Below are 26,883 nucleotides of genomic sequence, written 5' to 3' on the forward strand. Positions count from 1 at the left end.
ACGATGATTATAAACAGCAGGTTTTTGTGGCAAACAGTTAATGGCCGCTTATTTGATCCAGATCAGACAGGAAAACGTTGATCCTCTTCCGGGTGAGCTCCCAGTGCAGCAAAATGTTGCTGGATGATTGGCAAAACCTCTTCAGAGCGGTCGACCAGATGGAAAATCGTCAGATCCTCCTCTTGAATACACCCCATTCGCAAGACTTCAGAGCGCAGCCAATCGATCAGGCCTTTCCAATAGGTTGATCCATACAAGATAACCGGGAAGTGACGGATTTTTCGACTTTGAATAAGGGTTAATGCTTCAAAGAACTCATCCAGCGTACCGAAACCACCGGGGAAAACTACATATCCCATTGAGGATTTTACAAACATCAGTTTGCGTACAAAAAAGTAACGAAAACTCAGACTGATATCCTGATTTGGATTCGGTTTTTGCTCCATCGGCAGTTCAATGTTGAGGCCTACAGAATGTGAGCCTTGTTTGAATGCACCGGCGTTGGCGGCATGCATAATGCCGGGGCCACCACCGGTAATCACAGAAAATTTTGCCTGGGAAAGGGATTGAGCCACTTGTTGAGCAGCCTGATAATAAGGTGAATCTTCGCTGAGACAGGCACTGCCAAATATGGATACGGCGGGTCCCAGTCCATTGAGCGTTTCGATACCATCAATTAATTCGGATTGAATACGGAAAACCCGCCAAGCTTCCGATGTTTTTAAATCTTCCACTGTTATTTCCTGACAAAGAGGCTGGATATCACAATAATCAAAAGCCGCCATAGTTACAATCTATGGCTTATGCGGTTCATTGTGGGCGTATGCAGGCCGTCTATTAATATTTGGTTATACAGTCATCTCCGGTATCATTAACGCTTTATTTCAGTAGGTATGGCAGCAATATAATGAAAGTTCTGGTCATTGGTAGTGGCGGTCGTGAGCATGCGCTGGCTTGGAAACTTAAACAATCACCGCGTTGCAGTGAAGTTTTTGTCGCTCCGGGCAACCCGGGAACCGCAAACGAGGAAGGCGTCAGTAATGTTGATATCGCCGTTGATGATATTGATGCGCTGGTCAGCTTTGCGCAGCAGAATGATATCGGCTTGACTGTTGTTGGCCCTGAAATTCCGTTGGTGAAAGGCGTGGTTGATGCTTTCGAAAAAGCCGGTTTACGCTGTTTCGGCCCCAGTAAGGAAGCGGCGCAGCTGGAAGCTTCCAAATCCTTCACCAAAGACTTTCTCGCTCGTCATCAAATCCCTACTGCTGCTTATCAAGTCTTTACCAATATCTCCAATGCTATCGAATACATTTTGAAATGTGGCGCGCCTATTGTCGTTAAAGCCGACGGATTAGCGGCGGGCAAAGGCGTCATTGTCGCGCAAACTGTTGAAGAAGCGATTGCTGCAGTAGAAGACATGTTATCGGGCAATGCCTTCGGCGAAGCTGGTCATCGAGTGGTTATCGAAGAGTTTATGACCGGCGAAGAGGCCAGTTTTATTGTGATGGTGGATGGCAAAAATATTCTGCCATTGGCAACGTCACAGGATCACAAAGCCCGTGATAACGGCGATAAAGGCCCGAATACTGGGGGGATGGGTGCTTATTCTCCTGCTCCTGTGGTGACCGATACCGTATTTGATCGGGTCATGCGTGAAGTCATTGAGCCTACCGTGAAAGGTATGGCCGCAGATGGCCGTGCCTACACCGGCTTTTTATATGCGGGTTTGATGATTGATGAAACCGGTGCGCCCCGCGTAGTGGAATATAACTGCCGTTTTGGTGATCCGGAAACCCAACCTATTCTGATGCGTCTGCTGTCTGATTTAGTCGAATTATGTGAAGCGGCGTTGGATAAACGTCTTGATGAAGTGACTGCTGAATGGGATTCACGTGCGGCAGTTGGTGTGGTGATGGCTGCCGGTGGATATCCTGACAGTTACAAAAAAGGCGATGTGATTTCAGGCCTGGATGATGTGGATTCAGCTGATATGCGGGTCTTTCATGCTGGAACAGCGTTTGACAACAATAACGTCGTCACCGCCGGTGGCCGTGTTTTATGTGTGACAGCACTTGGTGATGGCGTCGCTGCTGCTCAGCAACAAGCTTATGCCGGTGTGGCAAAAATTCATTGGCAAGATGCTTATTACCGAACGGATATTGCCTACCGCGCCGTTGCCCGCGAACAACAGCAAAACTGATACATTACGACTTTTAAAGGGAGTAGCCTGAATGTCAGTGTCGCATCCGATCATTGCGGTCACGGGATCATCCGGTGCGGGAACGTCCTCCGTGAAACAGGCGTTTGATGATATTTTTCGCCGTACCAATGTGAATCCGGTGGTTATTGAAGGTGACAGTTTTCACCGCTATAACCGTGAAGAGATGCGTGCTGCTGTGGCGAAGGCGGAAGCCGAAGGTCGTGCACTGACCCATTTTGGCCCGGAAGCCAATTGTCTGGATCGATTGGAAAAATTATTCCAGACCTATTCCGAAACCGGCCATGGTGAACAACGCCATTACATTCACAACGAAGCTGAGGCGGTTAAGTTCAATCAACCGCCTGGTACGTTTACCGAGTGGGAACCGCTGGAGACGGATACCGACTTGCTGTTTTATGAGGGATTACATGGCGGCATGGTCACCGATGAAGTGAATATTGCCCAATATACCGATATGTTAATTGGCATCGTTCCGGTCATTAATATCGAATGGATCCAGAAGATTAAACGTGATTGCTCCAATCGTGGTTATTCACAGGAAGCCGTGGTCGATATTATCCTGAGACGGATGCCCGATTACATACATCACATTACACCGCAGTTTTCCCGTACCCATATCAACTTTCAACGGGTGCCGTTGATTGATACATCCAATCCGTTTGCGATGCGTGAAATTCCCACAGCAGATGAAAGTTTGTGTGTTATCCGTTTTAAAGATCCAAAAATGGCGGATTTTCCGTATTACCTGTCGATGTTGAAAGATTCGTTTATGTCACGACCCAACAATATCGTGGTGCCGGGAGTAAAAATGGGCTTGGCAATCGAGGTCATTTTGACGCCGATTGTTGAAGAAATGATGCAGAAAAAGCGTCAAATGAGTTAATTAAGTGTTTAAAAGTAGCGATAAGTGTCGAAAATGAATTTCTCAACATGGCAATTGCGTCAGGCGTGTCTTGCACTGCAGGAAGAGGGCGTTATTGCCTATCCGACTGAAGCGGTATTTGGGGTGGGCTGCGATCCATCAAGTGAAACCGCTATTATCAAATTACTGGCAATGAAGCGGCGACCATTGGAAAAAGGCTTGATTCTGATCGCGGCTGACTTTAATCAATTGCAGGATTTTATTCAGCCATTATCGGCAGACATTCTGGCCAAAGTGACAAAAAGCTGGCCAGGTCCAAACACCTGGTTATTGCCTGTTCGGGAATCTGTTTCGCCATTGTTAACTGGTGGCCGGGATACCTTGGCGGTCAGAGTGACGGCGCATCCGCTAGCCGCAGAATTGTCACGTCAATTTGGTGGTCCGCTGGTTTCCAGCAGTGCCAATATCACCGGACTGAAACCTGCTAAAAATGTGCATCAAGTGCGTTGGCAATTACCGGAACTGGACTACGTGCTTCCCGGTGCTTTGGGCGGAGCCAGTAAGCCATCGACTATTCGTGATGCCGTGACCGGTGAGGTTTTGCGATGAGTGCGCCGGATATTAATGCTGTACGTGAGTATTTACTCTCATTACAAGATAGTATCTGCAAAGAAGTTGAAGCTGCGGATGGTAAAGAAACTTTTGCAGTTGATAACTGGGAGCGCCCGGCTGGTGGCGGTGGACGTACGCGCGTTTTAAACAATGGCGCGGTGTTTGAACAGGCCGGAGTCAATTTTTCTGAAGTCAGTGGTGATAATTTACCGCCTTCAGCAACGGCTAGTCGGCCAGAACTGACCGGGCGAAGTTTTCAGGCCATGGGCGTTTCGCTGGTGATTCATCCGCATAACCCATACGTACCAACCTCTCATGCCAATGTACGGTTCTTTATTGCTGAGAAAGCAGGCGAAGAACCAATTTGGTGGTTTGGTGGAGGCTATGATCTGACGCCTTATTACACGTTTGATGAGGATGTTATCCATTGGCACAAAACAGCGAAAGAGGCTTGTGATCCGTTTGGTGATAAGGTTTATGACGATTACAAAAAGTGGTGTGATGAGTATTTCTTTCTCAAACATCGCAATGAACCACGTGGTGTCGGCGGACTGTTTTTTGATGATTTGAATGTGCCGGATTTTGAGCACTGTTTTGGCTTATTACGCAGTGTGGGCAGCAGTTACACGTCAGCTTATCTGCCGATTGTTGAGCGCCGTAAACATTTGAGTTACACCGAACAGCAGCGAGATTTTCAGTTGTATCGTCGTGGTCGTTATGTGGAATTTAATCTGGTGTATGACCGCGGCACCTTGTTTGGTTTGCAATCGGGCGGTCGTACCGAGTCGATTTTAATGTCGTTACCACCCTTAGTGAAGTGGCGTTATAACTGGCAACCCGAGCCGGGCTCTGCTGAAGCCCGGCTGTATGATCACTATTTGCAGCCGCAGGATTGGCTGGCGGTAAAAGCTAAACAGGCCTAGGACTCTTTGGAGAGTAACGCCAGCTGATCCGCCTGATATTCGCTGATTAATGGATCAATCACCTGATCCAGTTGGCCCGACATCACTTCATCCAGTTTATATAAGGTCAAATTGATCCGATGATCAGTAATACGGCCTTGCGGATAGTTATAGGTACGGATGCGTTCGCTGCGATCACCACTGCCCACCAACAGCCTGCGGGTTTCCGCTTGTTCTGATGCTTGTTTTTCCTGCTTGGCCGCCATAATGCGTGATTGCAGAACCGACATCGCCTTGGCGCGGTTTTTATGTTGCGAGCGTTCTTCCTGACACTCAACAATAATGCCGGTTGGAATGTGGGTAATACGCACGGCGGAATCGGTCGTATTAACGTGCTGGCCACCGGCGCCGGATGAGCGGAACGTATCCATTTTGATATCTGCCGGGTTGATTTCAATCTGATCGATTTCATCGGCTTCCGGCAAAATCGCAACAGTACAGGCTGAGGTATGGATACGGCCTTGTGATTCGGTTTCAGGAACACGTTGAACCCGGTGTGCGCCGGATTCAAACTTCAGCCGCGAGTAAGCGCCATCACCAACAATGCGGGCGATGATTTCTTTGTAGCCGCCATGTTCGCCTTCCTGCGCATTGAGCACTTCCACCTGCCAGCGACGGGATTCTGCATAGCGACTGTACATACGGAATAAATCACCAGAGAAAATCGCGGCTTCATCGCCACCGGTACCGGCGCGGACTTCGAGAAAGATATTGCGTTGATCATTGGGGTCTTTAGGCAGCAACAGTTTCTGCAAATCAATAGCGAGCTGTTCCTGTTTTTCTTCGGCGATAGCCAGCTCTTCTTTGGCCATTTCACGTAGCTCAGGATCTTTTTCCTGCATCATTGCCTGAGCATCTTTCAGATCGCTCAACGTCTGCAGATACATAGCAAAGTGTTTTACCACGGGCTCTAGCTGCGCATATTCCTGCGATAAGGTGCGAAATTTATTCTGATTGGCCATGGTTTCCGGATCAGAAAGCAAGCCACTGATCTCTTCATGGCGATCAACTAACGCTTCAAGTTTATGCCTGATGGAATCTTTCACAGATCAATCCTTAATATTAAATAAACGACGAGCAGCATCAATCATGGGGTTATTTTCATCTGATTCAAACGCTGATTGCCGCAGTTGTCTACTGGGTTCGTGTAATAGTTTGTTGGTGAGTGTGCGCGCCAGTTCGGTCATGACCATTTCTGCACTCATACCCTGTTCGAGCTGGCGTAATGCTTTATCTACGGCTTGAGTGCTGAGCATTTGTCCCTGATCACGAATCGCTCTAATCACGGGCACGGCATCCTGACTACGCATCCAACCGGCAAAGTGATCGGCTTGCGTATCAATAATTTCTTCAGCCTGTTTGGCGGCATCGCGACGCGACTGCAAATTTTCTTCAATAATGTCCTGCAGATCATCCACACTGTAGAGATAAATGTCTTCCAGTTGGCCGACCTCCGCTTCAATATCACGTGGCACGGCAATATCCACCATAAAGATAGGTCGGCGCTTACGTTGTTTCAATGCACTTTCGACAGTGCCCTTGCCTAAAATCGGTAATTGACTGGCAGTTGAGCTGATAACGATATCGGCCTCGGCGAGATGCGCAGGAATTTCACTTAAACTGATGGCATATCCATTGACGGACGTGGCCAGCAGATGGGCTCTTTCCACTGTACGGTTAGCAATAATCAGTCGTTTAGTGCCGTTATCAAATAAATGACGGGCCACCAGTTCAATGGTTTCACCGGCACCAATTAAAAGGGCAGTCGAATCGGCAAGATTGCTGAAGATTTGTTTTGCCAGACTGACGGCAGCAAAGGCGACCGAAACCGGGCTGTTGCCAATTGCTGTATCAGTACGCACCTGTTTGGCTACCGCAAAGGCATGTTGAAACAGACGACCCAATGATTTGCCTAAAGCCTGCGCATTTAATGCCTGGGTGTAAGCGGTTTTTAACTGACCGAGAATTTGCGGTTCACCCAGTACTAATGAGTCGAGACCACAGGCGACGCGAAATAAATGCCTGACAGCATCAGCGCCTTCATAACGATAAAGATAAGGCTGTAAGGTGCTGGCTTCTTGTTGTTGGAAGTTGTGCAACCATAGCAGGACGCTATTGTCATAATCTTCGTCTAGGTGACAGTATATTTCGGTGCGATTGCAGGTAGAAACAATCACTGCCTCAATCACACTGTCATTTAACATCAGTGACGCTAAAGCCAAAGGTAATTTATCAGCATCAAAGCTAAGCTTCTCGCGCACATCAACCGGAGCGGTTGTGTGATTAATGCCGTAAGTGACAAGATGCATAATTAAGGAGTCGTGTTGTATGCTGTTAAACTTTACAGCCTTCAGCTAGGTTGTCTGATATGTCGGTCTGGACAAGACTAATTCGCCATTCTATCAAACTCAATCAGTCAGGTCGTTGAATTATGGATTTATTGCAACAGTTACGCTGTCATTCCAAACAGTTTGCCTCATCGGCAACTTGGTTGATGATACCTATTTTACTGTTTGGATGCGCTGCTACTGCTAAGCAATCAGACGAGAACACTACTCTGCAACCGGTTGAAGTTACTGAACCCGAGGTAGAGGAAACTGCGCAATCCGAAATGGATTTGCCGCTGACTCCGGAGCTGGTTTATTACGTTCTTGCGGCTGAAATTGCTGGTCAGCGCGGGCAACTTGATATCGCTGTGGATTTATATAATCAGGCAGCCGAGTTAACCGACTCACCGAACCTCGCTGGACGTTCCGCGCGCATTTCGACATTTTCCCGTGATCCCAAACGAATTGATCGGGCGCTAACCCGCTGGCAGGAGGTTTCGCCAGAAGAAGCCGAAGTCTACGTGATGCGTGTGCCGTTTCTGCTGATGGAAGATAATTTTCCTGAAGTGGTCACAACCATGAATAAAGCATTGGCTCTGGAGCCAGAGAATAAAGAAAAATATCTGGAAAGCCTGGCAGCCAACCTTAGTGAAAAGGGTGATGCCGAAAGAGGTTTACAGACTCTGCTTGAATTAGATCTTTATAAAAATGATGATCCGGCTGCACGGTTTACCTATGCTCGTCTAGCAGCATTTTTCCAGCGGTTTGAGGTTGCTGAAATCGCGGTGGATGAATTGCTTGAAGAGTTTCCCCGCAATGAAGCTTATCTCGCTTTGAAAGCGGATTTACTGCAAACGTTTGATAAAAATGAAGAAGCATTAAAGCTGATTGCCAAAGCTGCGGAGCAAGAAGGCGCCAGTGAATCTTTGCGTTTTACCTATGGCAAGTTATTGGGTGAGCTCGGCCAGTCTGAAAAGGCCAAACGCGTTTTTGAAGAGTTGCATCTGGAAAACCCTGAGAATCCCGATGTGTTGTTTGCGCTGGGCTTGCTGGCATTGGAACGTGAAGACGGTCAAACGGCCAAATCGTTTTTCAGTCAGTTATTACAGATGGGCGATGCCGGTGGTCAGGCGAGTTACTTTATGGGCCTTGCCGAAGAGATGAATGGTAGCGTGGATTCAGCGTTAGTGTGGTTCGCTTCAGTACCGCCAGAGAGTCCGCGTTTTGAAATGGCGCAAACCCGTTATATCAATTTATTGGCTTCACAAGGCGATATTGATAAAGCGCGGAAACATTTACAACTGTTGCGTCAGGAACGCCCGCAACAGGCCGTGGATTTTTATCTGTTTGAAGCCGGTTTCCTGCGCGAGCAGGGTATGCCAGAAGAAGCGCTGAATATTTTAACTGAGGCGTTAGGCAATCATCCCGGTCATCTGGATTTGTTATACAGCCGTGCGATGGTCGCGGAATCGCTGGGTAATCTGGATATGCTGGAAAACGATTTACGCACCATTTTAAAAATTGATCCCGAAAATGCGCAGGCAATGAATGCTTTGGGTTATACCCTGACTGATCGGACTGATCGGCATGAAGAAGCTTTAGAGCTGATTAATAAGGCGTTGGAAATTCGTCCTAATGATCCGTATTACCTGGATAGTCTGGGCTGGGTGTATTACCGCATGGGTGATTTGGAAAAAGCGGAATACTATCTGCGTGAAGCGGTTGCGATTCAGGCGGATGTCGAATTTGTAGCCCATTTGGGTGAAGTGCTTTGGGTGCAGAATAAAAAAAGTGAAGCGAAAAAATATTGGGATCAGGCTTTGAAGCTGGATCCAAGCAACAAAGTGCTTCAGGAGACCTTGCAACGGTTGACTAAATGAAACAGCTTTTCGTTTTACTCTCACTGATGTTGGTAACAGCCTGTACGCCTTTCTGGCAGACCAAGCCGTTAGCTCCAGCAGAACTGATGTGGGAAAGTCGGCAAACTGCCCTAAAACAAATGGATATCTGGTCTTTTCGGGGACGTACCGTTATTCGTCAGGATAAAGAAGGCTGGAATGTTGGCGTGACCTGGCAGCAGCAACAACAAGCGTTCAACATCCGTTTGTTTGGTCCTTTCTCTCAGGGGGCGGTGGAATTAGCCGGAGATGACCAACAAGTCACCATGACGTTTTCCAATGGTGAAACCTATTCAGCAGAGACACCGGAACAATTACTTGCTGAAGTTATGGGCTGGTTGTTACCCGTGAGTGCATTGCGAGACTGGGTTAGAGGTCTACCGTATGAGGCTGTCGAAATCGATAAAAAAACGTTGGATGAAAAAGGCCGTTTGACTACGCTGTCTCAAGCTGGCTGGCAAATTGAGTTTGTTAATTACGTGCCGCTTGAGGGCAATGATGTACCGGCTAAAATCTTTATTGAACATCCACAATTAAGTATTCGTTTGGTCATGAACGGGTGGAAAGTGGGTCAATGAATGAATGGTGGCCTGCACCGGCAAAACTAAACCTATTCCTGCACATTACCGGCCGCCGGCCGGATGGCTATCACGATTTGCAGACGGCATTTCAGTTTGTTGACTATGGTGACAAACTGAAATTCACTGTCACAGACGATTCAAACATTGTTCTAAATGCAGATCTGGCAAATGTCCCGGCAGAAGACAATCTGATTGTCCGGGCGGCTAAACTTTTACAGTCGACTTCACATTGTCAGTCAGGCGCGATTATCCAGCTGGAAAAAAATCTGCCGATGGGCGGTGGTTTGGGGGGCGGAAGTTCAGACGCAGCGACCACGCTTGTTGCGCTAAATAGGCTTTGGCAGTGTGGCTTAAAAGAGGATCAGTTAGCATCGCTGGGTTTGCAGTTAGGCGCAGATGTTCCGGTTTTTGTCCGCGGTCATGCCGCTTGGGCAGAGGGTGTAGGAGAAATTTTTACCCGGATCACTCCAGCAGAGCCTTGGTATTTAGTTATCTTTCCCAATTGCAACGTCGCCACAGCAGAAATATTTTCTGCAGCACAATTGACACGCGATTGTGAACCCATCACAATAGCGGGCTTCCTTGCGGGGGAAGGCAGTAACATTTGCGAACCGGTGGTGAAAAATTTGTATCCGCCAGTTGCACAAGCACTGGATTGGTTGGCACAATATGCAACCATTCCACGTATGACCGGAACGGGTTCTTGTGTATTTGCCCGCTTTGACTCGGCCCAACAGGCTGAAAATGTTTTAGAAAATGTGCCGGAAGATTGGCATGCTTTTACTGCCAAAGGCTGCAACGAATCACCGTTGCATGTTTTTGCAAAAGACTTCGAGAGAAGTCTGAATGTAACTGCAAAGTGATAGAGTTGAGTAAAAACAGTTGGGGTATCGCCAAGCGGTAAGGCAACGGGTTTTGATCCCGTCATTCCCAGGTTCGAATCCTGGTACCCCAGCCACTCTTTTTGTTTATGAACGAACTCGGCATCTCTATAGTGACTCAAAACCGACTCCTCCAGTTACAACAGCGTTCCGCGGACGACAACATGATGGTCTTCACCGGTAATGCTAATCGTAAACTGTCAGAAAATATCGCTAACTTCCTGAATATCAGCTTGGGTAAAGCCACAGTTGAAAAATTCAGCGATGGCGAGATCATGGTTGAAATCCTAGATAATGTTCGTGGCAAAGACGTGTTTATCGTCCAGCCTACCTGCATGCCTACTAATGACAACCTGATGGAATTAATGGTGATGACCGACGCTATCCGTCGAGCTTCTGCCAAGCGTATTACCTTAGTGGTTCCTTATTTTGGTTATTCCCGTCAGGACCGTCGTCCTCGTTCAGCCCGTGTTGCCATTACGGCAAAAGTGGTTGCTAATATGCTGACCGGTGTGGGCGCAGATAGAGTATTAACTGTTGATTTACATGCCGATCAGATCCAGGGATTTTTTGATTGTCCCGTAGACAATGTTTACGCTTCGCCAGTGTTGCTTGGTGATATCTGGAAGCATAAATACGAAGATTTGGTTGTGGTGTCGCCGGATGTCGGTGGTGTGGTTCGTGCCCGTGCGCTGGCCAAACATCTGGATGTTGAACTGGCAATCATTGATAAGCGTCGTCCACGCGCTAATGTGGCAAAAGTCATGAATATCATCGGTGATATCGACGGCCGTACCTGTGTGATGGTCGATGATATGGTCGATACTGCCGGCACATTGTGCGCCGCGGCAGCAGCATTAAAAGAACATGGCGCGACCAATGTGGTTGCGTATTGTACCCATCCGGTTTTATCCGGTGCAGCCATTGAGAATATTAGTAAATCATTGCTCAACGAATTAGTGGTGACAGATACCATTCCATTGCAGCCTGATGCCGCTGCTTGTGACAAAATTCGTGTGCTGAGCATTGCCGAAATGCTCGCAGAAGCGATGTACAGAATTAGTAATGAAGAGTCTGTAAGCTCTTTATATATGGATTAATCAAAAGTTCGTCTTTTGATTGTATGTGCTGAACCTGGTCGCGGGGGAGGCGAAAAGCCGTAAAACGGCATATTTAACGGGCCTCGTGTCCGTTTTTTAGTCTTGGAGAAGAAGATGGAAAATTTATTTGAAGTACATGCTGAAGCGCGTACTGACCAGGGGAAAGGTGCGAGCCGCCGCCTACGTCATTCGGGCAAAGTACCAGCAGTAGTCTATGGTGCTGATAAAGAACCAGTTTCAATTTCAGTTAACCATAACCAGTTTATTCGCCATTTGGCAGAAGAGGCGTTTTACGCTCACATTCTGACATTGGTTATTGATGGTAAGAAAAACCAGGTTGTCTTAAAAGACCTGCAACGTCATCCATCAAACGATAACAAAATCATCCACGCCGACTTTTTGCGCGTTGATGCCAAACATGCAATGACAATGACAATTCCATTGCATTTTATCAATGAAGAAAAAGCCGTTGGTGTCAAAGCCGGTGGTATGGTTTCACATCTGATGACAGAGGTTGAAATCACCTGTCTGCCTAAAGATCTGCCAGAATTCATTGAAGTTGATATTGCTAAACTGGAAAAAGATGAAGCGATTCACTTATCAGAACTGAAATTGCCAAAAGGCGTGACTTTGGTTGCCTTGACGCATACTCAGGATGAGCATTTGGAAGAAGGTGAACGTTCTTCTTACGATCAAGCGGTGGTCAGTATTCATGAACCACGTGTTGCGAAAGTGGATCTTGAAGAAGATACCGAAGAAGACGAGGATGCGACTGAAGAGTAATTCAGTCGTCGGGAACTGCTATGTCAAACTGGATTATCGCCGGTCTGGGCAATCCCGGTTCTCAGTATGAACATACCCGACATAATGTCGGGTATTGGTGGTTGGATCAGTTGGCAAGTGAATTAGGACAGAGTTTTAAAACTGAGTCCCGATTTAACGGCCAGCTGATTCAATTCACAACTCCAGAACATAAAATCTGGTTAGTTAAACCACTCACGTTTATGAATCGCAGCGGACAGTCTGTTTCGGCGCTGGCCAACTTTTATAAAGTCCCTCCGGAAAATATTCTTGTTATCCATGATGAACTGGATTTACCCGCTGGTGTAGCGCGTTTGAAGCGTGGTGGTGGTCATGGTGGTCACAATGGTTTACGTGACATCATCAGTCAGCTAGGCAGTAAAGAATTCTTACGTTGCCGGATTGGTATCGACCATCCTGGGAACAGTAAACAAGTTGCAGATTACGTGTTGAGTAAACCTTCAGCCGTCGATCGGGAAAATATTATGGCAAGTATTGATAACAGCCGTCGTGTCTTACCTGATGTACTTGCTGGAAACCTCGAAAAAGCCATGAATTGGCTGCATTCACAGTAAAACTTGTTTAGCGATGTTCGCTATATTTGATCATTCTATTCAATAACCCCTAAGGATTTCTCATGGGATTTAAATGCGGTATTGTCGGTTTACCTAATGTAGGCAAATCCACTTTATTTAATGCGTTAACGCAGGCAGGAATTGAAGCACAAAACTATCCGTTCTGCACCATTGAGCCGAATGTCGGCATTGTTCCAGTGCCAGATCCACGTATGGATAAGTTGGCCGCAATCGTTAATCCACAACGTGTTTTGCCCACTACCATGGAATTTGTTGATATAGCCGGTTTAGTAGCCGGTGCTTCCAAAGGCGAAGGTCTGGGCAATAAATTTCTGGCCAATATCCGGGAAACAGATGCTATTGCCCATGTGGTTCGTTGTTTTGAAGATGAAAATGTAGTGCATGTGGCAGGTAAAGTCTCGCCAGTGGATGATATTGAAGTTATCAATACCGAGCTTGCATTGGCGGATCTGGAATCCGTGGAAAAAGCGATCACCAAAACCACAAAAGATGCCAAAGGTGGCGATAAAACAGCCAAAGCACGTTTGGATTTGTTGACGCAGATTCGTGAGCATTTGGATCAAGGTTTGCCTGTTAGAGCAATGAAACTCGATGATGATCAACTGGCATTATTGACCGGCTTGCATTTGTTAACCATCAAACCGACGATGTATATTGCGAATGTGGCAGAAGATGGCTTTGATAATAATCCTGCTTTAGCTGCCGTTATGGCTCTGGCCGAAAAAGAAAATGCGATTGTCGTGCCTATTTGTGCTGCTATTGAGTCTGAAATTGCCGACTTGGCCGATGAAGACAAAGCCGAGTTTCTAGAGGAACTTGGGCAGGATGAGCCGGGTCTCAATCGCGTTATTCGCAGCGGCTATCAATTGTTGGGCCTACAAACATATTTTACTGCCGGCGTGAAGGAAGTCCGCGCCTGGACGGTTGAGGTCGGTGCCACCGCACCAGAAGGTGCTGGTGTTATTCATACCGATTTTCAAAAAGGCTTTATTCGCGCTGAAGTTATCGGTTATGAAGATTTCGTTCAGTTTAATGGCGAACAAGGTGCAAAAGATGCCGGAAAATGGCGTCTTGAAGGTAAAGAATATGTCATTAAAGATGGCGATGTCATGCATTTCAGGTTCAACGTCTAATCTAAAATTTGCCTTATGATCTCAGGATCTCGCAAGGCGCTCTGAAGTAAAGGAATGATCATGAAAAGATGGTTTGTTGGGGTGTTATTAACACCAATACTGATGGGTGCCGCTCAAGCTGATTCGGCAATGGATTCGTGCATATTATCGAAAATGGCTACCTCAGATGATACGGTGACAGTGGGTGATATTCGCCAGATTTGTAGTGCTGAGATCAATGCAGAAAAACAGGAAGCGTTTGAGCCAGTTGCGATGCCCGAGTTAAAACGAGCAGAACAACCGACTGTCTCTTTGGATGATGGTGATGCCACTAGTATCAAAACCGCGGATGGTTCAGCGTTAACACGTCGTTTGGTACTGGAAAAAAGCCAATCGAATAACCCGTTTGCTTTCTTACCGCACCGACCAAATTATTTCATCTTCAGTAATAATACTGCCTCTTACAATGAAGCACCCTTTGAAGCGTCCGATCAGGGAAATGACTATAATTTTCAACCTTGGGAAAGCAAGTTCCAGATCAGCTTAAAATTGCCTGTAGTCAGGGGATTGTTTAATGACCGGGCGGATGCTTTTATTGCCTATACCAACCGTTCTTTCTGGCAAATGTTCAATAACGATAACTCACAGGTATTTCGTGATTCTAATCACGAACCGGAAGCCTGGCTTTCCTTTGCTAACGATACCGAATTGTTGGGTTTTAAAAACTCACTGATTAATGTGGGCTTTAATCATCAGTCAAACGGTCAAAGCGGTGAGTTATCACGTAGCTGGAACCGCATTTTTGCTGAATTTGTTGTTGAGAAAGGTGACTTTTATTTCGCCTTGCGTCCTTGGTATCGGGTTCCTGAGCGGGATAGCTCTGATGATAATCCCGATATTGAAAAATATATGGGGAATTTTGATTTCACATCGGTTTATAAATACGGTGATCACAGCTTTGACCTGATGATCCGCAATAACCTGCGTGGTGATAATAAAGGTGCAACTCAATTGGGTTGGAGCTTTCCTCTGTATAAAAACTTCAGAGGTTATGTGCAGTGGTTTAATGGTTATGGCGAAAGTTTGATTGATTACGATCACCGTACCAATAGCATTGGTTTTGGTATCCAGTTCAGCGATTGGTTATAAGCCATATTCTCAGCCCCATCGAGTTGTGGAAGATTAACCTGTCCATAATGTTGATATTTATTGCCCAGCAACGTAAAATGCTCGGCTTCGTGGCTACATAGCTCAGTTGGTTAGAGCACATCACTCATAATGATGGGGTCCCTAGTTCGAATCTAGGTGTAGCCACCACTCTTTTACATCAAATTCATTCTGAATTTGACTGGCTTGTAAAAGCCAACTCTCCATTTGGTCATCGACAGCGGCGCAGTCAATCAGGCTTTGACGCTTTCACCATCTGCCATCTTGCTTTCCCGTCGATCTGGAATGGGAATGTCATCCAGAAACTCAATAGAACGTACCGGCATTGCAAATCTGATTTCTCGTTTATCCAGCTCTTCGAGTAATGTGAAATTAATATTTTGCTGAATATCCATGTAGATATTGTAATCCGAACTCATCACATAATAGACCACCTCATATCGCATGGAATAATCATCAAATTGGAACAGGTGCGCGCGATCGAAGCGCGTATTATCTAAAGATTCAATAATTTCTTTGATTAAACCAGGAAGCTGTTTCGCCTTGGCAACTGGCGTTCTAAATGAAATAGCAAGAAAAAATACCACCCGGCGTTGTTCCATCCGTTTATAGTTGTGGATGGTTTGCTGCAACAGATTGGTGTTGCCACAGACAATCTGTTCACCGCTTAAACTTCTGATTCGAGTGGTTTTGAGTCCAATGTATTCTATGGTTCCGGCCACGTCATTAAAAACCACGAAATCACCAGTTCGAAAGGGTTTATCCACCCCAATGGATGCAGAGGCGAATAAGTCGCCCAATAATGTTTGTAATGCCAGCGCAATGGCGATACCCCCGATACCTAAGCTGGCTACTAAGGCAGTGATATTAACGCCCAGGTTTGCCAGAACTGATAGCAATACCACGACCCAGAGACTGGTTCGGACCAATAATGAAACGATGGTGACAGTCAGTTGATTTTCACGATCTACCTTTTCTTCGATGGTTTCGGTTTTCCATAATGCGATGGCAGCGTCCAGCCACAATCCGACTTGTAAGGCCAGGACCAGAAACCATAAATGGCTGACACGTGCATCCCATACTGGTCCCAGTTCAACCAGCGCAAGACCTATTTGCAAGGCCATAACAGCTATCAGCAGTCGACTGGTATGTTGGAACACTTCGACGCCGTAACGACCTAGACGACCTTTGGAGCGTGATAACCAATTGACGACTCGTGTAATGACAAAACTCATTATCATACGAAGCAAAATATAGCTGATGACAGAGAGTCCCAATACCAACATAAAATTCAGCACAGCTGGATCAGATAACCAGGCTTTCCAATTGCTCAATGAATTCCAGTCAAACATAGGTTTCTCCTTGGTTGTAAAAAGATGTGCCAATGATTGCTCAAGGCTATAGAAGACTGTGTAAACGGCTGAAAGCTGGGCAGAACCAGACTGAAAATATCCGTCACTTGAGAAATAGCGTGCCGATTTTTGTAGGCATCTCGTTAGTATCAGAGAGCTCAAAATCGCAATTGCAGCTACCTCTAACTTAATGGGTTGTTAGAGGGGAAGCAAGTTCAAGCGCTAAAAATCCAGTTTATTGTTAGAAGCTCATGTTGAATCTTTTAAGCATAAAACATTAAAAGCAATGATATTTTCCTGAGTTTTGTAGGGTATAAGGCATGAGTTGTGGGGCAGAGGAAACTTTGAAATTTTGCCTCCAGTCTGCACTGATTTACACAACTTTTCGCATTTCAGGGGAGCCTTCATGATTCATAAACCGCATTCTCTTTTATTGTTCACTTTTGTTGCTGGAATATTGTTGTCCTTCAGTAGCCTGATCAAAGCGGAGGGTGACGATGCGAGTGAATATATTGCGTTTTATGAAGAAGGAGATGAGGAGTGTGAAAAGAAAGGCGGAACCCGAATTTTTGTAAAAAATACCCATGAAAAACAGATTATTGATCTGCATTTGGACCGGTATTTTTATGATGTGCGCCAGGGTGGGCGATCAATGTTCCCGCTCAAACCATCAAGCTCTCAGGCATTAGGATGCAGTCGCGTTTTTGATGCAGAGCAGCGTTGGGATTTAGTCTCGGCAACATTCATTAGTGAAGCTGGCGTAAAAGAACGGTATGGAGATATTGAATAATACGCTTTAGACAAGGGATATGACATTGGCTTCAAGACCATTTAACAGTGGAGCAAACAAATGGATATATCGGGCACTTCAACCCTTAAGTATGTTCTGTCTATATTTTTTGTCTGCCTTTTCATTACTTTCATTGCAGGCTACGAAGAGGATGAAATGCCACAATCACAGGAATTCGATGAACAATCATCCTATGCCATCATCAAGCCAGTTCCACAAAAATTACAGCAAGGCATGCCGGCTGCTAAACCGGTTGAAATGTTGTCAGTTGCTGACCCAACTCCACCAGAGCAGTGGTTGTTAAAGCTCTATCTAGCCAAATCCAATGCCGATACAGCGCGTGGAGCAGAGTATTATCAACGGCTGCTTTCCGATATTAAGCCACATGTTCATGAGCAGCCTCGCGTTATTGCCAACCGCACCGTTCAAACAACACGACAATTGCAGGAAATGCAGATTGAGGTAGACGAAGATCAGCTATTAGAGAGTTTTGCCGATTACTTTAAACAGGTCAGTGGACAGTATGTTTACGGGGAATTGTGTGCAAATTACAGCACATTAAGACAGCAACAATTAAGCCATGAGCAAGCAATGCAGGAACTGTTTCAATCACTTTAACGGATTAAGCTAAAAGCGATTTTATCTTTTTAGGAGAGTGTATGCATGAACTGATCAATGGTCTGTTTTTATGGGCGGTAACACTGACAGGCTATGAAAAGCCTGATGAGTTGCCGGTAGTTGAAGCTGTGAGTCATCAGCAACTGGTAAAGACGTTATGTGATGATCAATTCTGTACTGCAGTCGCCTACTACGATACTGACACACATATCATTTATTATGATGAACGTATGGATCTTCGACAGGATCAGGGGGCCAGGGGCTTTATTATTCATGAGATGGTGCATTATCTTCAGGATATAAATGGTGAACTAGTGCCAACTGAAATGAGTTGTGAACAACGTATTGAAAAAGAGCAGGAAGCCTACCGGGTACAACAGTACTTTCTAAAAGAACATAAAGAACCGACTTTCCAAATTGATTTGGCAGTCGCGGTATTGGCCAATGTATGCAAAGGAGCGAACGTCAGAGAGTAGTGCAAACTAATTAATCGGCAAATCAAGATACTCTTCGCTCACATCAACCGCCTCCATTATCATACTGTCGACAGAAACGAGCTCGTTCTTCGCCATTTCCTCACAGCCGCTTCGATAGTGTGCTACAGCAAATCTATTAGCGGCATTTTTAGGATAACTGATACGAAACGAATGACGCTCACTGTGTTCACTGGCTGTGGCACAGTCATCCTGAATGAGAGGAAATCTGCCGAGCAGAACCGTGGACTGTTCAGATAACGAAACAATCCCTACACTGGTTTCATTACTACCTCCCATTCCAAAACTGCTGACCAGGGCTAACTCATCCAGCCCGTCATCATTCAGATCAGCAACAGAAACTAAATGATGCGTACTACCGGCAAACACAATATTACGGATGAGCTTATCCGCTTCGAGAATGGCAAGACCCATATTGCTGCAGCAACGAGGCCATCTGCTGAGTAAGTACAAAACGGCAACCTGGTGACGGTCAGGAGCTGTGAAAGCCCCCTCAGCACTGGCCATAATCCGAAAAGCATCATCATAAACGGTATTACGCTTACGCCAGTATTCTCTGGCCTCGTCGGATGCTTGCACAATGCCTGGATGGTTGAGCCATTGATGCTGGTCGACTTCAGCAAAAGGCAAGCGGCCATCAGCAATAACCTGTAACTCCGCCGCTGAATCTGCCAGACTGAGTTGTGAGTATCCGCTGCAAAGCATGAATAAAATGTAAAAGATATTTGAATAATATTTCATTACATTCTCTCCCACTTAACTGGTCTGCCAAGATCAGCTTTTTATCATCAAGGTGGTTGTCTGCTCTCGCAAGGCATTAATATTACTCCGGTTTTTTCCTCTCTACATCCATATTATCAAAACTGACGGTAGGCTCTCTCCGCGTCTGGTTTTTTGGCTTTTCAACGACCTTTTCAGGATTGATAACTAGCGGTTCCTTACGTTCAGGCTTGGTCTCCTGAACAATAACGGGAACTTCATCCATCACCACAGGTTCTTTACGGCTAAGAGGATTTTGTTTTGCTGCTTCGAGCCCGGTTTTCATACCTTTTGGAAGTTCATCGAAAAACAATGAATCCAACCGACCATTGATATAACTCAATGGTTGAGTATGTTTATGTTGCTGACAGTAACGAATTACTCCGATTAAAACCTGACGAATTGCTTCAATATCCTCCAGATCACCTCGCTTGTCTTCAGCAAAGTAAGCCGCCATAAAGCTAAACCGGTTATCGATAGCGAATGGCAAGATTTGACGCCATAAACTGTAGATGTCCTCGACTTTAATAAGTTCGCTTGAGACAGCGCGGTCCAGCCGGCGGAACCAGAACAGAATTTCATCCAGTAGGTTGGCTGTCAGCATGTCTTGCTGATCGGTTATGGTGACCATTCGATCACCCATATGCCACGAAATCTCAACCTCTTGAGGTGAAGTCCAGCGAATTTCTGAGCTCAATGCCAGCGAGAATTCGTATACCACTTTGGCATCAAATGTCGCGTGATTGGTTAACCAGAGGGCCGGTTGTTGGTTAATTGCCAGAAATTGACTTTCAAACTCCTGTAATAAACGTTGACGTTCCAATTCCTTATTTGCGGTAGAGGCAGGGGCTGAGCGTCTTCTGACCATCCAGAGAACAAATAATCCTGCGAGTAAGACTCCCGCCAGGGTAAGTAAGACGGTTGAGAAGTACAGCGCCAATTGTGAAGAAAGCTGGTCCAACTGTTCAGCTGATAACGAGGCGGTATCGTCAGAGCCCATAACATTGTTGATAATTTCTTCAATGCGTTTTTGAAAAAAGCCAGTTGCCATAAAAAACCTTATAGAGTTGTCGGTCAGCGGGAAAAAGTTTCTTGAGAAAAATACTCACGGGTATTGTCCGCTAATTTCCCAAAGAATATTTTTTATGTCATATATTCTAAACTGCTGATATAAAAGCCGTAAAAACTGTTTTGTTCAGGACGTTAATAAAGGCCGAAAAGGAGAGAAAATATGAGCATGGTACAAGAGTTCAAGAAGTTTGCGATGCGCGGGAATGTCGTTGATATGGCGGTTGGTATCATCATTGGTGCGGCATTTGGCAAGATCGTTTCGTCATTTGTTTCTGATGTGATTATGCCGCCGCTGGGTTTATTACTGGGCGGTGCCGATTTCAAAGATTTAGTGATTGTATTAAAAGAAGCAGTCGGCGATGCCCCAGCTGTCGTTATTGCTTATGGACAGTTTATTCAGTCAATTGTCGATTTTGTGATTATTGCGTTTGCGATATTTATGGCGATTAAAGCCATGAACTCAATGAAAGCTAAAGAAGAAGCTGCTCCCTCTGCTCCTCCAGCACCCAGTAAAGAAGAAATCTTATTAACGGAGATTCGTGATCTGCTCAAAGAAAAATGATAACAGTGCTGCCGACCCGGGTGTTTTTTAACGCCCGGTCTTTTTAACATGACCTCATTATTGGTCCGGGGCTCGATCAGTATTCTTGGTGCATTGCTGCTTTGCAGTTTGTTATTTTACGGTTACCTGGCGGGACTGATCGGCAGTCCTTCGGACTACGCAAAATGGCTTGTGCCAGTATTTTTCTATACAGGCCTTTGTTTATCTTGTGCCGGTGTTCTTTTTGTTTTTCTCAATTGGCCTGCATGGGCGCGAATATCGTTTATCTGGTCGGCGCTGATGGTGATGATGTTGGCGCTGTTTCTGATTTTTGTCGAGCCGACACTGCAGCGGATGAAAACCCACAGCCTTATCCAAAACCTGCAACAGCTGTATCAGCAGTATTCCCTGGAAAAATTGAACTGTGAAGACGGTTATCAAGTGCATTTAAGCAAAATCGAACAACGGCCTGCAGAGGTCGTGTTATTTCAACTGGATAATTATGAGCAACAGCCACAACGTTTAGCAGGTTGGGATAAAGCGAGCTCATCAAATTCATGTCGATTTGTCGAAAACACTTATTTATTAGGAACACAACGAATGTTTTTTAGCCGATGCAAGAATGAACAGCAAAACTCGGTGACAGAATTAATCGCCCAAGCTAAACGTATGGATTGTGTTTCCTAACCCCGAGAGCATGCCTGTTTATTTGTTTTGGCTCCCAATGTGGCGCTATTCTCTGAAAGAGTGGCTATGCGACGACATTCTGAATATAGGTTGGTCATAAGGGTGCGGCAAGCAGTTGTTCAACCTCAGCGTATAGTTTTTGTAGATCGGTGATACCTTTACGGGCGAGCTCGATTTCATTTTCTTCAAATTGATTACGCAAACTCGCCGCCGCGTGGAACAGTTCGTAGTAAGCGAGCTTGAGCCGATCCAGCCAAAGCGAATTAAATAATTCTTCCTGTTTGCCTTGTTCCAACCAATGCGTGAAATGACTACGCTTAGGATTCATCAATGGCCAGCTGCTGATTTGGGTAGGACTGCTGTGCAGATTATCAATGACCCGCTGTAACCACTGCTTGCCCTGCATTTGCATTAGTGCCAAAAGACGTTGTTGGGGGGTGAGAGTATTGCGGGCATGTTTGAGCCATCGAGCCTCGGGCTGATAGTTCTCCATCCAATGTATAAATTCGTCGGTTGGCATCGGCTGGGCGATAATATAACCCTGTGCCATATCGCAGCCAATCGTCATCAGCATCAGGCCATGTTCAACGCTTTCGACGCCCTCGGCAATGACTTGATGTTGAAATGCATGACTTAAACCAATCACTCCTTCGACAATGGTGAAGTCATTTGCATCATCCATGATGTCCCGAACAAAACTTTGATCAATTTTAATGACATCAACGGGGAGATGACGTAGATGACTCAAAGAAGAATAGCCAGTGCCAAAATCATCCAAGGCAATGCGAACACCAAGGCCATCACGACAATTACTGATAATGGCAGAAATATTATGAATATCAGTTAACACACTGCTCTCAAGCACTTCGAGCTGCAAATATTCAGCGGCTAAATCAGGATATTTAGACAACAGTCGATCAAGATTTTCAAAGAAGCCTGACCACTGCAAATGATAGGCGGAAATATTTACGCTGATCTCGAGGTTTTTACCTTGAGAATGCAGTTTTTGTAATTGTTTCAGGGTTTGGTCGATGACCCAGTTGCCAATGCGGATTTCCAGTTCGCTTCCGGCCATAGAACCCATAAATGCGGCTGGTTCCAGGATACCTTGCTGTGGATGAGCCCAGCGTAACAGGGCTTCTGCTCCATAAAGGCGACCGTTACGCATATTAATTTTTGGCTGATAAAATAGACAAAACTGATTATTGGTAAAAGCCTGTTGTAAGGTATCTAGCTGACTTTGCTGGAGCAAAATCTGCTTATCATGAACGGCATCAAAAATAGCATAACGATTACGGCCAGTTTGTTTCGCCTGATACATCGCCTGATCTGCATGACGCAGCAAGGTATCGGCATCAGCGTGATCCAGTGGATATAACGTGACACCCATGCTGGCACCTAATTGAATCGTATCACCATCAATACGATAAGGCAGTTGTATAGTGCGCAGTAGTCTACTGACCAACCGTTCGCAGTGTGCTAGGGAGCTGATGTCATTAAGCAAAATAGCAAACTCATCTCCCCCAAGTCGTGAAGCGGTGTCATCCGGCCGGATACAGGCTTTTATCCGCTGAGCGACTTCGATAAGCACCTGGTCACCTGTTTCATGGCCATAGGTGTCGTTAATCGGCTTGAAGCCATCCAGATCCAGAAAAATGACCCCCAACAGACTATTTTGGCGGACACTGTGTGCAATAGCTTGCTGGAAACGATCGGCAAATAAAGTTCGGTTCGGTAGCTGGGTGAGCATGTCGTAATGCGCCATCATCTCCAGTGCCTGCTGTTGTTCTTTGATTTCAGTAATGTCGGAGAACAAACCCAAATAATGCAAGGTGTCGCCTTGCTCATCGGATAATGTGGAAATAGTCAGCAGCTCAGCAAATAATTCACCATTTTTACGACGGTTCCAGATTTCACCTTGCCAATAGCCATTATCAACCAGCTGCTGCCAGATCTCTCGATAAAATGCATCGCTATGTTTACCAGATTTCAGAATCGAGGGTCGTTGATTAATAACCTCTTCACGACTGTAGCCGGTAATTTCACAAAACGCTGGATTGACATCAACAATTCGGCCATCTGGATGGGTAATCAGAATGCCTTCGTGTGCCTGATGAAATACTCGACCGGATAGTTTCGATTTTTCTTCGGCCAGCTTGCGTTCACTGATGTCATAAAAAATGGTGATAAATACGTTTGATTGACCATCATTGATTACCGTACTGGAAATTAATACTTGTTTGGCCTGTTGTGAGTTGGTCATAATTTTGACTTCAACCGCTTCGCCTCGATAAGGAAGTGGCTGCTGTAAAGCCTCGACCACAAAATCATCCCATTTCTTTTTGATTTGCCGCCGGTAGTCTGGATCCGGATAGGCCGTCTCAAACCAAAGTGACAGATTGGGAACGTCTGCTAATGTCAAACCAAAATTATCAGTAAAAGCCTGATTTAAATAAAATATTTTGCTTTTTCCATCTGATAGAACATGCGGGATTGGCGAAGCATTCACAATACTGCGCAGTTTGGATTCGTTACGAGCTAAAGCCTGGCCGGACTGCTTAAGCCTGTAGATCCAGAAAGCAAATATCAGAATAATGAGCAATATGCTCAAGGTAATAATGATGACCGTTGTTGTGGAAATCCCTTTTTCAATACTCAGCCCCATCCAGGTTTGTTCAATTCGACGTTGTTCTTCGACCGAAACGGTATTCAGCACTTTGTTAATGATGGATTGCAACTGAGGATGTACGGGATTGATACCCATTCTGTAGGCATTATATTGCTGGGTTTGTCCGGAAAACTGCAGATTGATCAGATTGGCTTGTTTAATTGCATAGTTGGTGTAAGCGACATCACCGATATAGGCATCGGCTTCATCAGTTGCTACTTTTTTTAATGCTTCTGTGGTGGTGTCGGTCAGCAGGAGCGTTATTTCAGGGTAGTTCTGGGTCAGGCTCTCCTGGATATGATAGTTTTTCTCCACCGCGACAGTTTTGCCTTTAAGCTTATCCAGGCTACCGATATAACCATACCGGTTGGCATTAACGATGACTACGGGATTAGTAATGTAGGGTTGGCTGAAGAGTAAATACTCAGAGCGCTCCGGACTCATATTCAGACAGGACAACATATCCAACTGACCCCGTTGTGCCATAGCCATAATTTCATGCCAGGGTTTGTCGGTGATGATTTCAAACTCAACGCCCAGCCGGGATTTCAGTAGTTGGATATATTCAGCCGCCAGCCCTTGATAATTACCATCACTATCAATCCATTCATAAGGGGCAAACTCGCGGTCGATCCCTAATTTGATAATCGGATTTTCTGCTAACCATAGTTGTTCATCCGGGGTCAGTCGCAGTGATGTATTGGACTGATAGATAAATCCCTCTAACTGTGATTCTGAGAGGGCTGGTGCAATATTGAACCTTTCATATATCTGTGCACTGCGACGAAGACGAGCGGGATCCAGCTGGCCCAATGGGATTAAATCGGGCAATACCAGCTTTTGGATTTCCCTGGCTTCATGTTGCAATTGTTCCCGACTGGCCTGGCTGCCATATTGGTTTATGATCAAGTCTATGATTTTATCTGGATTATCCAGTGCGTAGCGCCAACCCTTTAAGGTTGCACGCCGAAAGCGTTCAGCTCGACCAGAATGATTGCGTAGTTCTCGATCACTGGTGAATAAAATATCACCATAAAAATCAAAGCCATAGCTTTGTGGGTTAATAATGTTAACCGCCACACCAAGCTGATTCAATTTGAAAAGTTGATCGGTACGATAGATTGACATGACATCGACGCGATCATTTAGCAAACTATCAATTTGCTGATCTTGAGGGACGAGTTCATAGTCGGTGGATGAGATACCAGCATCAGCAAATAAAGCCTGGAACAAGGCATCGTTGCCTGCTGAATCATCAAACATGATTCGTTTGCCGACCATTTCGTAGGGACTGACAATGCCTGACTGTGCTTTACTCACCAGAACCAAAGCATCATGTTGAAAAATAGCCGCTAAGGCTCGTATAGGACTGCCATCGGCATATTCTGCCAATAAGCCAATTCCGCCAATACCATACTCTGCACGCCCACTGGTAACCTCATCAATCACACTGATGCCGGGCTGACGCTCACGCAGTGTGACTTGCAGACCCTCCTGTTGATAATAACCTTGTTGGAGGGCGGCATAGTAACCAGCGAATTGAAATTGATGCCGCCATTTAAGCTGTAACGTAACGGACTCCGCCGTAGCCGCATTAACTTGAGCAAACAGGTTGCCGAGCATCATGAGCAGCAATAATAAACTAAATCTGTGAGGAGTGACGTGCATTGGTTCCGTCTTAAATTTGCTTGTAAATAATAACAAGATTTTTAATTCGTCGACGGATTAATCGTTTATTAGACGTGGTTATAAGTGGCTTAGGTTCTTTAATGGTATTAATGGGGAGCTTGCACGGGGTTACTTTTAACAACCCCTTTTTTGCGTAAAACCAGGCTTTCTGGCAAGTAAGCTAAAAATAAACAAAACATTGCTAACGCTGCAGGGATAAAGCTTAAATCTGTTTGCCGAATATGCCGTTGGGAAAAGTCATCATGCGTCAAAGCGTTGTATAACTCGCTGGCAGATTGCAGGTGATGATAGTGAAGCTTTGCTGGCTCAGCCAGTGACTTTAAATATTCCTCTTTCACATTGGAAAGGTGTTCATTTCCTGCTCGACTTTGGTTTCCCCATGGGGCATTTCTCGGAACATAGCCTTCAATTTTGCTCGGATCTTCTGGTAGCCCAAATGTTGTGCCCTGAGGCACATCCTCGGCAGTATAAAAACCGATTTGAACACCTTCTTCATCATATTTGGGGATTCGGCTCAACGCATGATCCCCGGTACCCACGAGCAAACCCTTGATGGGTGGTGGCTGATTGTCCTCAGAAGTCTGTAATTCAGCCAGATCCGGTGCATAGCGGGCATTTATCGGTGGAGCTTCTTGACCATCGGTAAAAAACACTAAAGTCGTATCGTTCAGCTCCACTGTATGCATTAACTCAAGCGTATTTGCTAAAGCTTGAATGATATTACTGTCTGCTACCCAGGCCATTCGCCAATCAATCCGTTTAATACTTTCACGAATTTCAGGATAGTCTGCACAGACTTCCATAGGGGTAAAGAGCAATGTCGGCATACGTTCAGTAAACACGCCCAATCCGACACGGGAGCCACAAGGTAATTTTTGTACAGCACTTAATGCGTCAGCTTTTACCTTTTCCAGCCGACTTATCGGGTCACCGTTCTGGTTCTGATAATCTTCCACATTCATACTGCGGGTGATATCGATCATAAAAAAATAATCATATTTTTTACTGGGAAATGGCAGATGGGGCATTAAAACAGACAATAGCAGTAATAATGCGGTACTGATAATTAACCAAGGAGATTTCATTCGCTCAGC

General features: G+C 45.6%; 25 protein-coding genes and 2 tRNA genes. 19 read left to right on the forward strand and 8 right to left on the reverse strand.

The window, feature by feature from the left end:
- Positions 1-62: 62 nt before the first annotated feature.
- Positions 63-734: an LOG family protein gene (locus LGT40_RS07330; protein WP_226076446.1), complete on the reverse strand. Its 672-nt coding sequence runs from the start codon at positions 732-734 to the stop codon at positions 63-65.
- 173 nt (positions 735-907) lie between these two features.
- Here LGT40_RS07330 and purD point away from each other — a divergent pair, with 173 nt between their 5' ends.
- From purD to hemF, 4 genes are read left to right on the forward strand one after another with little or no spacing between them, the layout of a single operon-like run.
- The gene (gene purD, locus LGT40_RS07335) at positions 908-2,200 is read left to right on the forward strand and encodes a phosphoribosylamine--glycine ligase (protein ID WP_226076448.1); all 1,293 of its coding nucleotides are present in this window, start codon (positions 908-910) and stop codon (positions 2,198-2,200) included.
- Positions 2,201-2,231: 31 nt separating this feature from the next.
- Positions 2,232-3,104, forward strand: a complete 873-nt coding sequence (locus tag LGT40_RS07340) for a phosphoribulokinase (RefSeq protein WP_226076450.1) — start codon at positions 2,232-2,234, stop codon at positions 3,102-3,104.
- A 33-nt stretch (positions 3,105-3,137) separates the two neighbouring features.
- On the forward strand, positions 3,138-3,692 hold the full coding sequence (gene tsaC / locus LGT40_RS07345; protein WP_226076452.1) for an L-threonylcarbamoyladenylate synthase type 1 TsaC: 555 nt from the start codon (positions 3,138-3,140) through the stop codon (positions 3,690-3,692).
- Entirely contained in the window at positions 3,689-4,618 is a 930-nt protein-coding gene (gene hemF / locus LGT40_RS07350) for an oxygen-dependent coproporphyrinogen oxidase (protein ID WP_226076454.1), read from the forward strand. Before tsaC ends, hemF begins: the two co-directional genes overlap by 4 nt.
- On the opposite strand, the gene prfA is transcribed toward hemF, so the two are convergent.
- Both prfA and hemA read right to left on the reverse strand, forming a co-directional pair.
- Entirely contained in the window at positions 4,615-5,703 is a 1,089-nt protein-coding gene (gene prfA, locus LGT40_RS07355; RefSeq protein ID WP_226076460.1) for a peptide chain release factor 1, read from the reverse strand. The two genes, hemF and prfA, sit on opposite strands and share 4 nt — an antisense overlap.
- A gap of 3 nt (positions 5,704-5,706) precedes the next feature.
- The gene (gene hemA / locus LGT40_RS07360; RefSeq protein ID WP_226076463.1) at positions 5,707-6,966 is read right to left on the reverse strand and encodes a glutamyl-tRNA reductase; all 1,260 of its coding nucleotides are present in this window, start codon (positions 6,964-6,966) and stop codon (positions 5,707-5,709) included.
- 122 nt (positions 6,967-7,088) lie between these two features.
- Between hemA and LGT40_RS07365 the strand changes: the two genes are divergently transcribed.
- From LGT40_RS07365 to LGT40_RS07410, 10 genes are all read left to right on the forward strand, one after another.
- Positions 7,089-8,864, forward strand: a complete 1,776-nt coding sequence (locus tag LGT40_RS07365) for a tetratricopeptide repeat protein (RefSeq protein ID WP_226076466.1) — start codon at positions 7,089-7,091, stop codon at positions 8,862-8,864.
- Positions 8,861-9,460 carry a lipoprotein insertase outer membrane protein LolB gene (gene lolB, locus LGT40_RS07370; RefSeq protein WP_226076469.1) on the forward strand — a complete coding sequence of 200 codons (600 nt, stop codon included), beginning with the start codon at positions 8,861-8,863 and terminating at the stop codon, positions 9,458-9,460. Before LGT40_RS07365 ends, lolB begins: the two co-directional genes overlap by 4 nt.
- Entirely contained in the window at positions 9,457-10,326 is an 870-nt protein-coding gene (gene ispE, locus LGT40_RS07375; protein ID WP_226076487.1) for a 4-(cytidine 5'-diphospho)-2-C-methyl-D-erythritol kinase, read from the forward strand. Before lolB ends, ispE begins: the two co-directional genes overlap by 4 nt.
- Before the next feature lie 20 nt (positions 10,327-10,346).
- Positions 10,347-10,421: transfer RNA gene (locus tag LGT40_RS07380), tRNA-Gln, on the forward strand.
- Between the two features lie 87 nt (positions 10,422-10,508).
- Positions 10,509-11,444: a ribose-phosphate diphosphokinase gene (locus LGT40_RS07385; protein WP_226076490.1), complete on the forward strand. Its 936-nt coding sequence runs from the start codon at positions 10,509-10,511 to the stop codon at positions 11,442-11,444.
- Between the two features lie 114 nt (positions 11,445-11,558).
- Positions 11,559-12,227, forward strand: coding sequence for a 50S ribosomal protein L25/general stress protein Ctc (locus LGT40_RS07390; protein ID WP_226076494.1), 669 nt, complete (start codon positions 11,559-11,561; stop codon positions 12,225-12,227).
- 20 nt (positions 12,228-12,247) lie between these two features.
- Complete coding sequence (pth, locus tag LGT40_RS07395; RefSeq protein ID WP_226076512.1) at positions 12,248-12,820, forward strand: aminoacyl-tRNA hydrolase; 573 nt, start codon at positions 12,248-12,250, stop codon at positions 12,818-12,820.
- 62 nt (positions 12,821-12,882) lie between these two features.
- Positions 12,883-13,974: a redox-regulated ATPase YchF gene (ychF, locus tag LGT40_RS07400; RefSeq protein WP_226076516.1), complete on the forward strand. Its 1,092-nt coding sequence runs from the start codon at positions 12,883-12,885 to the stop codon at positions 13,972-13,974.
- 60 nt (positions 13,975-14,034) lie between these two features.
- Positions 14,035-15,102 (forward strand): phospholipase A, encoded by a 1,068-nt coding sequence (locus LGT40_RS07405; RefSeq protein ID WP_226076519.1) that lies wholly within the window; start codon positions 14,035-14,037, stop codon positions 15,100-15,102.
- Between the two features lie 91 nt (positions 15,103-15,193).
- A tRNA-Met gene (locus LGT40_RS07410) sits at positions 15,194-15,270 on the forward strand.
- Positions 15,271-15,353: 83 nt separating this feature from the next.
- Here the strand turns inward: LGT40_RS07410 and LGT40_RS07415 are convergent.
- Positions 15,354-16,472 (reverse strand): mechanosensitive ion channel family protein, encoded by a 1,119-nt coding sequence (locus LGT40_RS07415; protein WP_226076522.1) that lies wholly within the window; start codon positions 16,470-16,472, stop codon positions 15,354-15,356.
- 406 nt (positions 16,473-16,878) lie between these two features.
- On the opposite strand from LGT40_RS07415, the gene LGT40_RS07420 reads away from it, so the two are divergent.
- The 3 genes from LGT40_RS07420 to LGT40_RS07430 are packed head-to-tail and all read left to right on the forward strand — an operon-like array spanning position 16,879 to position 18,356.
- A complete protein-coding gene (locus tag LGT40_RS07420; protein WP_226076525.1) occupies positions 16,879-17,262 on the forward strand; it encodes a hypothetical protein in 384 nt (127 codons plus the stop codon).
- 60 nt (positions 17,263-17,322) lie between these two features.
- Complete coding sequence (locus LGT40_RS07425; protein ID WP_226076528.1) at positions 17,323-17,880, forward strand: hypothetical protein; 558 nt, start codon at positions 17,323-17,325, stop codon at positions 17,878-17,880.
- A 41-nt stretch (positions 17,881-17,921) separates the two neighbouring features.
- On the forward strand, positions 17,922-18,356 hold the full coding sequence (locus tag LGT40_RS07430) for a DUF6647 family protein (protein ID WP_226076531.1): 435 nt from the start codon (positions 17,922-17,924) through the stop codon (positions 18,354-18,356).
- A gap of 6 nt (positions 18,357-18,362) precedes the next feature.
- Here LGT40_RS07430 and LGT40_RS07435 read toward each other — a convergent pair whose 3' ends face one another.
- Both LGT40_RS07435 and LGT40_RS07440 read right to left on the reverse strand, forming a co-directional pair.
- Positions 18,363-19,115, reverse strand: a complete 753-nt coding sequence (locus LGT40_RS07435) for a hypothetical protein (RefSeq protein WP_226076545.1) — start codon at positions 19,113-19,115, stop codon at positions 18,363-18,365.
- Positions 19,116-19,197: 82 nt separating this feature from the next.
- Positions 19,198-20,184 carry a hypothetical protein gene (locus tag LGT40_RS07440; RefSeq protein ID WP_226076548.1) on the reverse strand — a complete coding sequence of 329 codons (987 nt, stop codon included), beginning with the start codon at positions 20,182-20,184 and terminating at the stop codon, positions 19,198-19,200.
- A gap of 180 nt (positions 20,185-20,364) precedes the next feature.
- Here LGT40_RS07440 and mscL point away from each other — a divergent pair, with 180 nt between their 5' ends.
- A complete protein-coding gene (mscL, locus tag LGT40_RS07445; RefSeq protein WP_226076551.1) occupies positions 20,365-20,766 on the forward strand; it encodes a large-conductance mechanosensitive channel protein MscL in 402 nt (133 codons plus the stop codon).
- Between the two features lie 48 nt (positions 20,767-20,814).
- Positions 20,815-21,432, forward strand: a complete 618-nt coding sequence (locus tag LGT40_RS07450) for a hypothetical protein (RefSeq protein WP_226076555.1) — start codon at positions 20,815-20,817, stop codon at positions 21,430-21,432.
- Between the two features lie 94 nt (positions 21,433-21,526).
- Here the strand turns inward: LGT40_RS07450 and LGT40_RS07455 are convergent, their stop codons facing one another.
- Positions 21,527-25,768, reverse strand: coding sequence for an EAL domain-containing protein (locus LGT40_RS07455; protein WP_226076558.1), 4,242 nt, complete (start codon positions 25,766-25,768; stop codon positions 21,527-21,529).
- 107 nt (positions 25,769-25,875) lie between these two features.
- Positions 25,876-26,874 (reverse strand): vWA domain-containing protein, encoded by a 999-nt coding sequence (locus LGT40_RS07460; protein WP_226076567.1) that lies wholly within the window; start codon positions 26,872-26,874, stop codon positions 25,876-25,878.
- Positions 26,875-26,883 lie beyond the last annotated feature (9 nt).

Source organism: Methylophaga pinxianii (assembly GCF_020447225.1).
Lineage (GTDB): Bacteria > Pseudomonadota > Gammaproteobacteria > Nitrosococcales > Methylophagaceae > Methylophaga > Methylophaga pinxianii.